Annotated in this window: 13 protein-coding genes; 7 read left to right on the top strand and 6 right to left on the bottom strand. The window is 71.3% G+C overall.

Going from position 1 to position 12889, the window contains the following annotated elements; genetic code table 11:
- The first annotated feature begins 32 nt into the window (after nt 1-32).
- The gene (locus ACIQ7D_RS28845; RefSeq protein ID WP_403942399.1) at nt 33-275 is read left to right on the top strand and encodes a hypothetical protein; all 243 of its coding nucleotides are present in this window, start codon (nt 33-35) and stop codon (nt 273-275) included.
- Nucleotides 275-652, top strand: a complete 378-nt coding sequence (locus ACIQ7D_RS28840) for a toxin Doc (RefSeq protein WP_384924148.1) — start codon at nt 275-277, stop codon at nt 650-652. Before ACIQ7D_RS28845 ends, ACIQ7D_RS28840 begins: the two co-directional genes overlap by 1 nt.
- Before the next feature lie 223 nt (nt 653-875).
- On the opposite strand, the gene ACIQ7D_RS28835 is transcribed toward ACIQ7D_RS28840, so the two are convergent.
- From ACIQ7D_RS28835 to ACIQ7D_RS28820, 4 genes are all read right to left on the bottom strand, one after another.
- Nucleotides 876-2462 (bottom strand): helix-turn-helix domain-containing protein, encoded by a 1587-nt coding sequence (locus ACIQ7D_RS28835; RefSeq protein WP_403942395.1) that lies wholly within the window; start codon nt 2460-2462, stop codon nt 876-878.
- A 57-nt stretch (nt 2463-2519) separates the two neighbouring features.
- Complete coding sequence (locus ACIQ7D_RS28830) at nt 2520-3548, bottom strand: ABC transporter substrate-binding protein (RefSeq protein ID WP_403942392.1); 1029 nt, start codon at nt 3546-3548, stop codon at nt 2520-2522.
- An 83-nt stretch (nt 3549-3631) separates the two neighbouring features.
- On the bottom strand, nt 3632-4525 hold the full coding sequence (locus ACIQ7D_RS28825; protein ID WP_403942390.1) for an ABC transporter permease: 894 nt from the start codon (nt 4523-4525) through the stop codon (nt 3632-3634).
- Nucleotides 4515-5330, bottom strand: a complete 816-nt coding sequence (locus ACIQ7D_RS28820; RefSeq protein ID WP_403942387.1) for an ABC transporter ATP-binding protein — start codon at nt 5328-5330, stop codon at nt 4515-4517. Before ACIQ7D_RS28820 ends, ACIQ7D_RS28825 begins: the two co-directional genes overlap by 11 nt.
- A 285-nt stretch (nt 5331-5615) precedes the next feature.
- Between ACIQ7D_RS28820 and ACIQ7D_RS28815 the strand changes: the two genes are divergently transcribed.
- Together ACIQ7D_RS28815 and ACIQ7D_RS28810 are read left to right on the top strand one after the other, a co-directional pair.
- The gene (locus ACIQ7D_RS28815) at nt 5616-7424 is read left to right on the top strand and encodes an ATP-binding protein (RefSeq protein WP_403942385.1); all 1809 of its coding nucleotides are present in this window, start codon (nt 5616-5618) and stop codon (nt 7422-7424) included.
- Nucleotides 7421-8113 (top strand): response regulator, encoded by a 693-nt coding sequence (locus tag ACIQ7D_RS28810; protein WP_403942383.1) that lies wholly within the window; start codon nt 7421-7423, stop codon nt 8111-8113. The genes ACIQ7D_RS28815 and ACIQ7D_RS28810 overlap by 4 nt, the downstream gene beginning before the upstream one ends.
- Before the next feature lie 96 nt (nt 8114-8209).
- Here ACIQ7D_RS28810 and ACIQ7D_RS28805 read toward each other — a convergent pair whose 3' ends face one another.
- Nucleotides 8210-8887 carry a Tat pathway signal sequence domain protein gene (locus ACIQ7D_RS28805; protein WP_403942381.1) on the bottom strand — a complete coding sequence of 226 codons (678 nt, stop codon included), beginning with the start codon at nt 8885-8887 and terminating at the stop codon, nt 8210-8212.
- A gap of 632 nt (nt 8888-9519) precedes the next feature.
- Here ACIQ7D_RS28805 and ACIQ7D_RS28800 point away from each other — a divergent pair.
- The 3 genes from ACIQ7D_RS28800 to ACIQ7D_RS28790 all read left to right on the top strand — a co-directional run bounded on the left by ACIQ7D_RS28800 (nt 9520) and on the right by ACIQ7D_RS28790 (nt 11993).
- Nucleotides 9520-10161, top strand: coding sequence for a DUF6230 family protein (locus ACIQ7D_RS28800; protein WP_403942378.1), 642 nt, complete (start codon nt 9520-9522; stop codon nt 10159-10161).
- Nucleotides 10162-10163: 2 nt separating this feature from the next.
- Complete coding sequence (locus ACIQ7D_RS28795) at nt 10164-10673, top strand: DUF6114 domain-containing protein (protein ID WP_403942376.1); 510 nt, start codon at nt 10164-10166, stop codon at nt 10671-10673.
- Between the two features lie 297 nt (nt 10674-10970).
- A complete protein-coding gene (locus tag ACIQ7D_RS28790) occupies nt 10971-11993 on the top strand; it encodes a LacI family DNA-binding transcriptional regulator (RefSeq protein WP_403942373.1) in 1023 nt (340 codons plus the stop codon).
- A 14-nt stretch (nt 11994-12007) separates the two neighbouring features.
- Here ACIQ7D_RS28790 and ACIQ7D_RS28785 read toward each other — a convergent pair whose 3' ends face one another.
- Nucleotides 12008-12715: a hypothetical protein gene (locus tag ACIQ7D_RS28785; protein ID WP_403942371.1), complete on the bottom strand. Its 708-nt coding sequence runs from the start codon at nt 12713-12715 to the stop codon at nt 12008-12010.
- Nucleotides 12716-12889: the final 174 nt, after the last annotated feature.

The following is a 12889-nucleotide window of genomic DNA, read 5'->3' as shown; positions in this document are numbered from 1 at the left end:
CCGGCGTGGTACCTGTTAGGTACCGTAGGGGTATGCCGTCACTCAACATCAGCTTCACCGAAGACGAACTCGAAGCCGTCCGCGCCGCGGCCGCCGCCGAGGGCAAGTCGCTCAAGCAGTACGTTCACGACCTGCCTCTGCGCGAGCAGCAGCGGCTGCAGTTCGTCCGTTACGCCGTCGCCTGGGGCGAGCAGCACCGAGGCGAGTTCGACGAGGCGTTCGCGGGCGAGGTGCCACCGGCTCCGGGCGCCAGGCAGCAGGTGGAAGCCGCCTGATGCCCGTCCTGTACATCGACGTGGCCTGGCTCCTGGACGTACAGGAGCAGGCCGTCCCGGAGGACGTGTCCGTGGCCGACTACTCCGCGCTCGTCGCGGCGGTCGCCCGGCACAAGACGCGTATCCCGCGCCCGGCCACGAGCGAACCCGACGTGTCCTGGCGCGCCGCGGCCCTCATCCACACCCTCGTACGGCTGGAGCCGCTGCCGTACCGCAACAGCCTGTACGCCTGCCAGGTGGCCGCCGCGTACATGCACGCCTCGGGCGAGGGCATAGACCCGCCGTACGGGGCGCTCGTCGACCTGGTGCGCGCCATCCAGTCGGGCAAGGCCAACGTCTATCAGGCCGCGGACCGGATACGGGGCTGGCGCATCTGAATCCGCGCGGCGGGCGGACCCGGTCCGGGCCGCCCTGCCGCGCACACCGGCGAGAGCCCGGCCGCCCCGTCCCCCGTGCGGGGCGGCCGGAAGCGCTGCCGGGGACGAGTACACCGCGATCACCCACCTGTGCGAAAGCGAGTTTCGGTGGTCACGGCGCCCAAATCCGCGGCCGGAGTGCGCACGGTGCACAGCCGGGCGCTCCGTTCGCGGCCCGTCCTGGTCACGGAGAGTCGTCCGGCCCGTCGGACGCCCGGCCCCCCGTCGTGAGCCCCGGGCTCAGCCCCGAGAAGTGGAAGGCGTACACGAGTTCGTGGACACCCGAGCCGGTGGACAGCAGATCACGCTCCAGCAGCCGCTCCGCGGTGCGCAGCCGGGCCGCGACCGTGGTACGGCTGCTGCCGAGGCGCAGGGCGGTCCGCCGCGCGTCGGCGTTCGACTCGATCCAGGCACGGAGCGTGTCGAGGACGGAACCGTGGCGGACGCCGTGCAGCGGAGCGAGGAATTCCGCCGCCCACGCGGCGGCCGTCCCGTCGCCGGACGGCGGCTCCGTACCGGACCAGGGCGCCGGCGCGCCGGCGGCTTCGCCGTCCTGGTGCAGTGTGGTGACGGCCAGGGCCAGGGTGAGCGCGGCCCGCGCGCGGACGTCCCGGAGATCGAGGCCGAGCGCGGCCTCGGAGCGTGCGAGATGCGCGGTGACGGTGTTACGGCTGATGCCCAGCAGGGCGGCCACCCCTGACCGGGGGAAGAACAGGGCGAGCCGGGTGGTCTCGGCGGTCAGCTCCGGCAGGGACCGCAGCGGGCGCAGCAGGGCGCGCGCCCAGGCGAGTGCTTCCTCGCGCGGCAGCAGCCGCTCCAGCGGCTCCCGGCTCTGGTAGCGGGCCACCCTGCCCGCGGTGTTCCCGGCCACCGCCAGCGCGTGCCGGGCCTCTTCGTACGCCTCGGCCGTCGCGCGCAGCGGGTGCGGGGTGCTGATGCCCAGGGCGTACTCCTCGCGGTCGGCGACCAGTTCGCGCAGCACGCCGGCCAGCTCCGGCGGATCGATCCCGTCCTCGTTCTCGTCCTCGTTCTTGTTCTCGTTCTTGTTCTCGGCGACGAGGCAGATCAGATGCTCGTCGTAGACCGGGCAGCGCACCATCATGGCCCGGCCGTGGTAGCCGGACGGGTCCTGGTGGGCCTGGGCGATCCGGTCGCGCTCGGCGGGCGCGCAGCGCAGCAGATGGACGCGGATCCGGTCGGCGCCCAGCAGTTCGGGAACGGCCCCGGTGGTCATCCGCCGGGCCAGGACGGTGTCGCCCGCCATGAGCGCCATGAAGAGGGCCACACGCATCTGGTGCGCCTTCTCCTGGTAGTCGCGCAGAGCCGTGTCGGCCGCCCGGGCCCGGTGCAGCAGGGCGATGATGTGGCCGGTGTGCGAGGCCGCGGCCGCCTCCGTGCCGGTCAGCCGGTCCGCCCCGGCCAGGACGAGCACCCGGCGCGGGTCATCGGTGCCGACCCCTTCCAGCCGTACGCGTACCGCCCCGACCTCGGTGGCGGCGGCGGCCATCCGGCCGGTGGCCAGCCGGGTGAGCACCGGTTCGAGCGCGGGCAGGATCTCCCGGGGGAAACCGGGGGTCGAGAGCTCCACCGTGTGCGCGCGGCCGACGAGGGCGACCTCCGTGCCGAGTTGCCGGTGGAGCCAGTCGACGACTCCCTGGACCCCCACGTCCGGCCGCCATGCCTGCCGGCCGACCAGATAGAGCAGTTCGTCGAGCCTGTCGGGGGGACCTGGATGTGCGGACGCGTCCGCCACATCGGGCCGGCCATGCATGTGCTCTCCTACCACAACCCCCGACGGCCCCCACGAGGGCGACAGTCTACGGCGTGGTCACCCGGCCTTCTTCACGAACTCCGTCGTGTACGTCTTCTCCAGGTCGACCTTGGCGTTCTTCAGGTTGGGGTTGAACGCCTTCAGGACCCGCTCGACGGTCTCGGGGCCGTCGGCGGGCATCACACCGTCCGTCGTGAACATCGGCAGCGTGCTCCTGATCGACTGGGCGTACAGCTCCTTGCCGCCCTGCGCGTAGTCCGCGGGCATCTTCGCCGCGATCTCCTCGGGGGAGTGCGAGGCCATCCAGCGGAGCGTCTTCACCATGGCGTTGGCCAGTTTCTGCACGGTCTCCCGGTGCCCGTTCACCCAGTCGGTGTTCATGTAGAGACTGGAGGAGGGGTACGGTCCGCCGAGCGCCTGCTTCGAACCCTCGGGCGTCCGCATGTCGATCAGGACCTTGCCGAGCTTCTTGTCCAGGATCTGCGCGACCGTCGGGTCGGTCGTCATACCGCCCTCGATGGAGCCCTGCTGGAGCGCGGAGATGAAGGTCTGCCCCGCTCCGACCGCCACGGTCGAGAACTCGTCCGTCGACACCCCGTCGTTGACCGCGAGGTACTTCGTGAGGAAGTCGGTGGACGAGCCGAGACCGGTGACCCCGAGCTTCTTCCCCTTGAAGTCCTTGGGGGAGGTCAGCCCGGCCGCCGCCTTCTCGGAGACGACCTCGACCTCACCGGGGGCGTGCGAGAGCTGCACCACCGACTCGACCTGCTTGCCCTTGACCTGGAGATCGAGCGTGTGGTCGTAGAAACCCACCACACCCTGGACGTCGCCGGAGACGAGCGATGTGGTGGCCTGCACCCCCGCCGGTTCGGTGAGGAGTTGTACGTCGACACCCTCCTCGGCGAAGTAGCCCAGTTTCTGGGTGAGCATCGCGGGCAGATAGATGACCTTGTCCAGGCCGCCCACCATGATCTTCACCGTCCCGCCGGAGCCCTCGGCGGAGGAGTCGCCGCCACAGGCGGTCAGGGTGGACAGGGCGAGCAGCGCGGAGGCCGCGGCCGCCGACATTCTGAGGTGCGTACGCATGGTCACGTCCTTGTGAGGAGAAGCGGGAAGAAGCACGGTGGAACAGCTCTGGGCGGGGAGCGGGCGGGGCGGCGGGACGGGTGTCAGCGCTCGGCGCCGGACTCGACGGGCTTCCAGCGGAAGAGGCGTTTCTCCAGGAAGGTCAGCAGCGCCTCGGCGAGCAGCGCGACGACCGCGAGGATCACCATCGCCGCGTACACCCCGGCGGCGTTGAAGGTGCCCTGCGAGGCGGATACCAGCAGCCCGATGCCCTTCGTCGCCCCGATGTACTCGCCGACGATCGCGCCGATCAGCGCGAAGCCGAAGCTGACATGCAGGCTGGTGAAGATCCACGAGGTGGCGGAGGGGATCACGACCTGAAGGGTGACCTGACGGTTGCTCGCGCCGAGGATCCGCGCGTTGGCCACCAGATCGCGGCTCACCTCCCGCGCCCCCTGGAACGCGTTGAAGAAGACGGGGAAGAAGACCAGCACGACCGCGGAGGCGACCTTCGAGGCCGGACCGAGCCCGAACCAGATGAGGAAGATCGGCGCGAGCACGATCCGCGGCAGCGCGTTGAGCACCTTGATGTACGGGCCGAGCACATCGGCGAGGAAGCGGACCCGGCCGAGCGCGATCCCCAGCACCACACCGCCGGTCACCCCGATGACCCAGCCGAGCAGCGCCTCGTACAGCGTGTACCAGACCTGCTCCCACAGCGGGCCCTGGGGTGTGCCGTGCACGGCCCACTGCGTGATCTGGTCCCAGATCTTCGACGGCATCGAGAAGTTGAAGGGGTCGATGACGGCCGCCCTCGCCAGCCACTCCCACATCCCGATCAGGGCGATGAGCAGCAGGACCCGGGCCCCGTACACCAGGACCCGGCGGTTGCGCGCGGCACGCGCCCGGGCCCGGGTACGGTCGCCGCCCCCGCCCTGGTCCGTACCGGTGGCGGGCTTCGCGGGGACCGCGGCGGCGGTCACGGTCTCAGGCGGCATCGGCCGCACCCCTCTCGCGGGTGATCCGGACCTCTTCGCCGAGCGACGACCAGATCTCCCGGTAGATCTCGACGAACCGGGGTTCGAGCCGTACGGACTCCACCTTGCGGGGCCGCGGCAGGTCGATCGTGAAGACCTCCTTGACGGTCGCGGGACCGGCCGTCATCACCACGACCTTGTCGGCGAGGGCGATGGACTCCTCCAGGTCGTGCGTGACGAAGACGACGGAGGCGCCCGTCCCGGCCCACAGCTCCAGCAGCTCGTCGGACATCAGCGCGCGGGTCTGCACGTCGAGCGCCGAGAACGGCTCGTCCATGAGGAGGAGTTCGGGGTCGTTGACGAAGGTCGCCGCGAGGGCCACGCGCTTGCGCTGGCCGCCGGAGAGCTGGTGGGGGTAGCGGTCCTCGAAGGACGAGAGCCCGACCCGGGCGAGCCAGGCACGGGCCCGCTCCCTGGCCTCCGCCTTGGGCGCGCCCCGGAAGCGCGGGCCCGCCATCACATTGGACAGCACGGTGCGCCAGGGGAACACCGCGTCCTGCTGGAAGACGAATCCGATCTTGTCACCGATGCCGTCGACCGGCTCCCCGGCCACCAGCACCTCGCCCTCGGTGGGCTCCTCCAGTCCGCTGACCAGGGTCAGCGTGGTCGACTTCCCGCATCCGGTGGGGCCGACCACGGCGACGAACTCGCCGCGGCCGACCGTCAGATCCAGATCCCTGACGGCGGTGTGAAGCGCTCCCGACGGGGTCCGGAACGCTTTGCTCGCTCCCCGCAGCTCGATGGCTGGGCTCGTGTGACTGCTCATGGCCCGGGAGGCTAGGAGCGACCCGGACCACAGCGGCAGTCTTGTGGGCGCAACCCGTCGTTGTGCGCGCAAACGGCGTTCTGCTCGTTCTGCTCACTCCATGACGACAAAAAGAGGCGCACAGGGCTGGGCAGCGGCTTCCCGGCGGCTTACGTTGCGTTCACCACGGTGTTGCGCGGAGATGTCGGTCGCCGTGGCGGAACGGACCGGCGGGCGGACGGACGGACCGCCGGGCGGGTCCGCGGACAGGGAAGCGGCCGGCGGGCCCGACACGGAGGAGGACATATGCGTGTGCGCTGGCCCCGCCGTGTCTTCGCCCAGGTGCTGGCGGCGCAACTGGCCCTCACCACCGGGGTGATGACTCTCGCCACCTGCCTCTTCCTGGCCCCTCTCGGCTCCGAGCTGGACGACGAGGCGATGCACCGCGCCCTCGCCATCGCACAGACCACCGCCGCCGATCCCGACATCGCCAGGGAGGTGCTCACCACCGCGCCGACCGCCCGGGGCCCGGTGCAGACCGAGGCGGAGCAGATCCGGCGGGCCACGGACGCGCTCTACGTCGTGGTGATGGACACGCGCGGTGTGCGCTGGTCCCACACCAACACCGCCGAGATCGGCCGCCATGTCTCCACCGACCCCAGTGTCGCGCTCTCCGGCCACGAGATCCGGCAGATCGACGCCGGCACCCTGGGCCGCTCCGCCCGCGCCAAGGTGCCGCTCCTCGGCCCCGGAGGAAGGATCGTCGGCGCCGTCTCGGTCGGCATCGCGTACGCCAGTGTGCGGGAGCGGCTGCTCGACGCCGTACCGGCCCTGCTGCTCTGCGCGGGTGCGGCGCTCGCCGTCGGGGCGCTGGCCGCGTACGGGGTCTCCCGCCGGCTGCGCCGCCGTACCCACGGGGTCGCCTTCGCCGACATCTCCGCCCTCCTCGACGAGCGCGAGGCGATGCTGCACGGCGTACGGGAGGGGGTCGTCGCCTGTGACCGGCACGGCCGGATCCGGCTGGCCAACGACGAGGCGGGCCGGCTGCTGGGGCTCGGCGCGGACGCCACCGGGCGCGCCCTGGACGAGGTCCTGCCGCCCGGCCGCACCACGGACGTCCTCGCGGGACGTGTGACGGGCACCGATCTGCTGACGGTCAGCGGCAGCCGGGTCCTGGTCGCCAACCGGATGCCGACCCGGGACGGCGGCGCCGTCGTCACCCTGCGGGACCGCACCGAGCTGGAACAGCTCGGACGTGAACTCGACAGCACCCAGGGGCTGTTGGACGCACTGCGGGCGCAGGACCACGAACACGCCAACCGGCTGCACACGGTGCTCGGACTTCTCGAACTCGGCCGGCACGAGAAGGCCGCCGCCTTCGTCGCCGAGATCGCCGACACCCACCGCTCCTCCTCGGAACAGATCGCGGAACGTGTGCACGACCCCCTGCTGTCCGCGCTGCTCGTCGGCAAGGCGGCCGTCGCCGCCGAGCGCGGTGTGTCCCTGCGGGTCTCCGCCGCCACCCTGCTGCACGACCGGGTGGTCGACCCACGCGATCTGGTGACCGTGCTGGGCAATCTCATCGACAACGCGCTCGACGCGGTCGCCGGGCAGCGCGACGGCGTACCATCCGGCGACGGCGACGGGCGCGGGGAGGAGCCCGGTGGCACAGGGCGCGCCGGAAACCGCGCCGAACCCTTCGTGGAGGTCGAGCTGTGGGCCGAACACACCACCGCCGTCCTCCGCGTCTCCGACACCGGCCCCGGCGTACCGCCCGCGCTGCGCGACCGGATCTTCGCCGAGGGCTGGTCCACCAAGCACCCGGCCCGCGCGCCGTTCACGGCCGGTGCGGACCACCCGTCGCCGGGGGAGACGGGCCCGTTCGCCTTCCACCGGGGCAGAGGGCTCGGTCTGGCCCTGGTGCGCCGGCTCGCGGAGCGGTACGGCGGGATGGCCCGGGTCACCGCGCGGGCGGGCGGGGGAGCGGTCTTCACCGTCGTCCTGCCGGAGGCGCTCGCCCCGGCCGCCGCGGCGGGGGACGGCACAGCGGAGGACGACACCGCCGGGGACCAGCTCCCCGAGCGTCAGCTCATGGCCGCAGGGGAGCCCCAATGATCGATGTCCTCGTCGTGGACGACGACTTCCACGTCGCCGAGATCAATGCCGCGTACGTGGCCCAGGTGCCCGGATTCCGGGTCCGGGCCCGCGCCCACACCGCCGCCCAGGCGCTGGCCACCCTGGAACGCGACCATGTCGACCTCGTGCTGCTCGACCACTATCTGCCGGACGAGACGGGCCTGGCACTGGTGCGCCGGATGCGGCAGCTCGGCCACCACGCCGATGTGATCATGGTGACGGCGGCCCGCGACGTGGCCACGGTGCGGGCCGCGATGCGCTACGGCGCGCTCCAGTACGTCGTCAAGCCGTTCAGCTTCGCCGGGCTCAGCGCCAAGCTCGACGGGTACGCCGCCCTGCGCCGCACCCTCGACGGCGTCGGCGGCCGGGGCGAGGCGGGCCAGGAGCAGGTGGACCGTATCTTCGGCGCCTTCACGACCGCGGACGCCCCGCGCTCCGCACTGCCCAAGGGGCACTCCGCGGCGACCGTCGGCCTCATCCGGCGGGCGCTGGACGGAGCGGGCCGGCCGCTCTCCGCCCATGAGGTGGCCGAACGCACCGGGGTCAGCCGCTCCACGGCCCAGCGCTATCTGAAGTACCTGGAGAGCACCGGACACATCGGTCTCACCCTCAAGTACGGCGACACCGGCCGCCCGGAACACCGGTATGCCTGGGCGCCGGCGCCCTGACGGCAGCCCCCGGCGCCCCGACGGGCGGTCTCCCGGCGGCCCGCGTCCGTCCCCCGGCCCTGGGCGGCCGGAGGGCGAACGGGGCCCGCGCCGGGCTCAGTTGACGTACACGCTCGGGCTGCCGGACTGACTGGTGTCCTTGACCGGGCCGTACTTGGCGGAGAAGTAGCTGGTGGCCGGGCAGGTGATGGGCCCGGACGACCGGCTGAACAACTGGTTCGCGAACGTGATGGAGTTGTCGGTGTTGGACGTCGTGCCGTTCAGCCCCGCCGAGGTGTAGACGCAGGTCGTCGTGCCGAGGATGGTGCTGAGCTTGACGGTCGTCTGCACCACACCCGCGCTCCCGGCGACCACCGTGAGCGCCCCGCCGGAGGCGACGGAGGTGGTGAACGGCAGATGCTCGACCGTGATGCTCTGCACCCCGGTCGTGCCGAGGATGTTGCTGGTGCACCCGCCGAAGGTGTGTGCGGTGAGCGATTCCGTGGCAGTGCCGGGGGCGGCCGGATTCCCGGTGACCGCCACGGTGAACTGCGAGCTGGTGCAGGTGATCCCGGTGGTGCCGCCGGAGGTGGTACGGATCGCCACGGTCGTCCCGGAGCTGAGCGAGGACGTGAGCACATCGCCGACGGCGACGGCGGAACCGGCCGCGCTGCCGTAGGTGAGTACATTGCCCGCCTCGGCGGTGGTCCCGGCGGCGGAGGCCGGACCCATGGCGAGGAGTGCGGCCACGGTGGAGAGGCCGGCGACGGAGAGAAGAGTGCGTCGTGCGCGCATGCGAAGTCCCTTTCGCGAGTGGCGAGTTGAGAAGAGTGACGCAAAGACGTGCCCGGGTGGGTGCGGGGCGCGGCCTGCCGTACGCCCGTTGCCGCGGCTCGGCCATGGGGCGCACACACGGGACGGATCCGGCCGTGCGGGGCCGGGTGCGCGCCGCGCGGCGAGGACGGAACGGAGTGGAGGATGCCCCGGGACGGAGAGGGGTGGAGCCAGGAGGGTGGAACGGGTCCAGCGCCATGGACCCGTTCCCGTGCCGGGGACGAGCGCGGCACGGAAGGAAACCCAAGAGCGTTGTAGACCTCCGCGGTGGATCGAGTCAAGGCCCCGAGAGGGAAGTCGCCGAGTAAAGTTACCCACGGTACTCAGACGTCAGGGCTGTTTTCGGCTGCGCCGGCCGACGCCCCGCCGGACACCCTGCGAGGGTGCGCGAGCGCACCGCGCCCGCCTGCACACACGAACAACACCCAATTTTCACAAGGCTGTTGACCCCGACGATACCTGGGAGTAACTTCACCTCGACTCCCATGGCCGCGCCGTCGCCACCCCGGGAAGCCCTGTCGGCGCCGGGAGCCGTCCGCGCCAGGACCCGCCGCGCAAGCTCGTTCCGGTCACCACACCTCCAGGAGCAGCTCATGGCCACGTCCGAAGTCACCGGCGGTGAAACGCCCGAGAGAGCCGAACGGCGGGGAAGGGTACGGCTGCGCCGGGCCGCCGTCATGGGTGTGCCGGCGTTCGCGGTGGCCGCCGCCCTCGTCGTCCTCACCGCCCAGGGAGCCATCGCCGCGCAGTTCGCCATCTCCGGCATGCCCTTCGTGGTCACCGCCGACCGTCTGGACGCCCAGGGCTTCGAGCAGTTCGGCGCCCTGGACAGCATGGCGGAGGGCAGCCCGAACGCCGGCGACACCGGCGGCCAGGTGCTGGTGGTGGTCTCCGCCATCAAGAAGGCCAAGCTCACCAAGTTGTGCCAGAGCGTCGAACTCGGCGGTACGTACCTGCACATCACCGCGGGCGACAAGGGCACCCCGGTCTCGGCAACCGATCTGACCACCGACTCCACCGAACTCAACGGCAAAAAGGCCGACTTCGACAACATCGAGATCGGCGGGGACGCCAGCACCTTCACCAAGGCCGGCGTCAAGGGGCCGCTCGGCGTCTTCGGCCAGCAGGCCGACCATGTCGTCATCACCAACCTGCGGCAGACCAACTACGCGACCACGGCGGCCCGGTTCACCCTGCCCAACCTGCATCTCAACTTCAGCTCGAAGGGCTGCTGAGCGTGGTTCCGCCCGAAGCGGGCCCCCCGGCCGGGACCACCGTCCCGGCCGGGGGGCACCGTCGTCGGCGCTCCTTCGCCACCTGGCGCGGACGCCGCCCGTTCTGGGGCGGATTCCTGCTGCTGCTCGGCGGGGGCGAGATCCTGCTGACGGAACAGGCGTCCATCTCCGTCGTCCTCCAGGCGGGCGCGGGTGGCGTCGCCGCGTACGTCCTCCCGCTGATCATGGCGGTGTGCGGGCTGCTGCTGATCCTCAACCCCGCCCAGCGGCTCTTCTACTCCGTCATCGGGGTGCTGACCTCCCTCGGCTCCTGGGTCACCTCGAACCTCGGCGGATTCTTCGTCGGTCTGCTCCTCGGCGTCATCGGCAGCTCCATGGCCTTCGGCTGGCTCCCCGACCAGGAGCCGCGCCGCCCGCGCCGCTTCCGCCGGCGCCCGGCAGCCCCCGCCCCTGCCCCTGCCACCGCACCCGCACCCGCTTCCGCTCCCGTGACGGACCAGCCCACGTCCTGACCGGCGGGCGGGGCGTCGTACGCGCCGAGAAGCCCCCGAACGGAACATCCCCCAACGCCCTGTCATCACCCGTGCGCACGTGGCCCCGAGCGGGCCCGGCCCCCTCCGGCCGGGCCCGCTCTTCCGTGCGCGACGGCCCAGGGCCGGCCGCGGGAGGAGCGTCGTTCATCGTGCGGAGGTACAGTCCGTCGAAGCGCTTCGATCGGCCTATGGACAGTTCATGGGCCTGCCACTTACTCTCGAAGGCGGTGTTGTCGAAGCGCTTCACCCCCACGCCGGCCCGCCTTGGAGAGCTGAATGGTCACCCTCGCCGATGTAGCTCAGCATGCCGGAGTCTCCGCCAGCACGGTGAGCTACGTCCTCAGCGGCAAGCGGTCCATATCCGCCACCACGCGGGAGCGTGTCGAGCGCAGCATCGAACAGCTCGGCTACCACCCCAACGCGGGGGCCCGCGCCCTGGCGAGCAGCCGGTCCAACATCATCGCCCTGATGATGCCGTTGCGCACCGACATGTATGTGCCGGTGATGATGGAGATCGCCCTCGCCGTCGCCACCACGGCCCGCACGTTCGGGTACGACGTGCTCCTGCTCACCGGCGAGGAGGGACCGACCGCGGTACGCCGTATCGAGGGCAGCGCCCTCGCCGACGCGATGATCCTCATGGACGTGGAGCTGCACGACGACCGGCTGCCGCCGCTGCGCGAGGCGCACCGCCCCGCCGTGCTGATCGGACTGCCCGCCGACACCGCGGGGCTGAGCTGCGTCGACCTGGACTTCGCCGCCGCCGGGGCCCTCTGCGCGGAGCATCTCGCCGGACTCGGGCACCGGGAGATAGCGGTCATCGGCGAGGCGCCGGGCTTCTACGAACGGCTCACGGGCTTCGCCGAACGCACCCTGAGCGGACTGCGGGAGCGCAGCCGGGAGCTGGGCCTGCGGGTGCTGCACCGCCCCTGCGAGGGCAGTTACGCGGCGGTCTCCGCCACCGTCGGCCGGATCTTCGACGAACGGCCCGGCACCACCGCCTTCATCGTCCAGAACGAGGCCGCCACCGATCCGCTGCTCGCCCTGCTGCGCCAGCAGCGCCGCGCGGTTCCCGAGGACGTCTCGGTGGTCGCCATCTGCCCGGACCAGGTGGCCGTCCACGCCTCCGTCCCGCTGACCTCCGTCGCCGTCCCGGCACAGGAGATGGGGCGGCACGCGGTCGAGCAGGTCGTCGCGAAGCTCGCCGGGCGCTCCACGGACGAGGTGGTGCTGATCAAGCCGGAGCTGACCGTACGGGAGAGCGCGGGTCCCCGGGCGGCGCCCGGGAACCCGCTCTGAAAGGTGACGCGTCGTCAGCTCCCGCTGACCGAGAAGCTGTTCGTGGTGAAGTCCAGGCCGCCGGAGGACGAGGTGATCTCGTACCCGAACTGGACGTCACCGACGGTCACATTGCCCCACCACCCCTTGGTGTCCTTGATCCACTTGAGGATCGGCAGGACGTCGACCGTTCCCGAGGTGGAGTTCGAGGTGCGCAGGAAGGAGAACACCTCGTTGGAGCCGTTGGACCCCTTGTAGACGGTCCAGGAGTGGCCACCGAGGGTGAGCGAGCCCTGCGAGGTGCCGAGCGGGCCCACCGCGCCGCGGTAGTTCATCCAGAGCATGATCTCGTACTTGTAGCTGCTGTCCCAGATGTCGTACGAGGTGTTGTAGGCACCCGACGACGGCACGGTGACGTTGTAACTGCTGCGCAGCGAGGAGAGCGAGTTCAGCGGCTTCCCGATCACCTTCTTGGCGTTGGGGTACGACTTGATGCCGCCGGTGTTGGGGTGGTTGGCCCACACACCCCAGTTGGACGAGGAGTTGGCCCAGATGGTCTGGGGGCCCGTGCCCGAACCCCAGATGTTGTTGTAGAGCGTGTAGCCGTCGGACGTCGTGTAGTTGCCCCACTGGTCCGACGAGGACCAGATCGCCGCCTGTGCGGGTGCGGCGGCGAAGCCGACCAGCGCGGCGAACGCGACCACCGGGGCGAGCAGCAGTCGTTTCCAGATACGCGGTGCCATGGTGTCCCTTCCATGGGTGGGGGAGATACCGCGGCGCCGGGGCGGAGCCGCGGCCTCGCCGACCGGTCAAGTCCCGTGGAGCACGGAGGACCGTGGGGGTGCCGGCGGAGGTCTGGGGCGGTGCGGTGTGTGTCCGTGGTGCGTTCTCGGTGCGGTACGGAGTGGTGCGGTACG

Origin of the sequence: Streptomyces sp. NPDC096310 (genome assembly GCF_044763125.1) — a bacterium.
Classification (GTDB): Bacteria; Actinomycetota; Actinomycetes; order Streptomycetales; family Streptomycetaceae; genus Streptomyces.
Note: the sequence above shows the minus strand (reverse complement) of the source record. Positions and strands in the feature narration are given on the sequence as shown.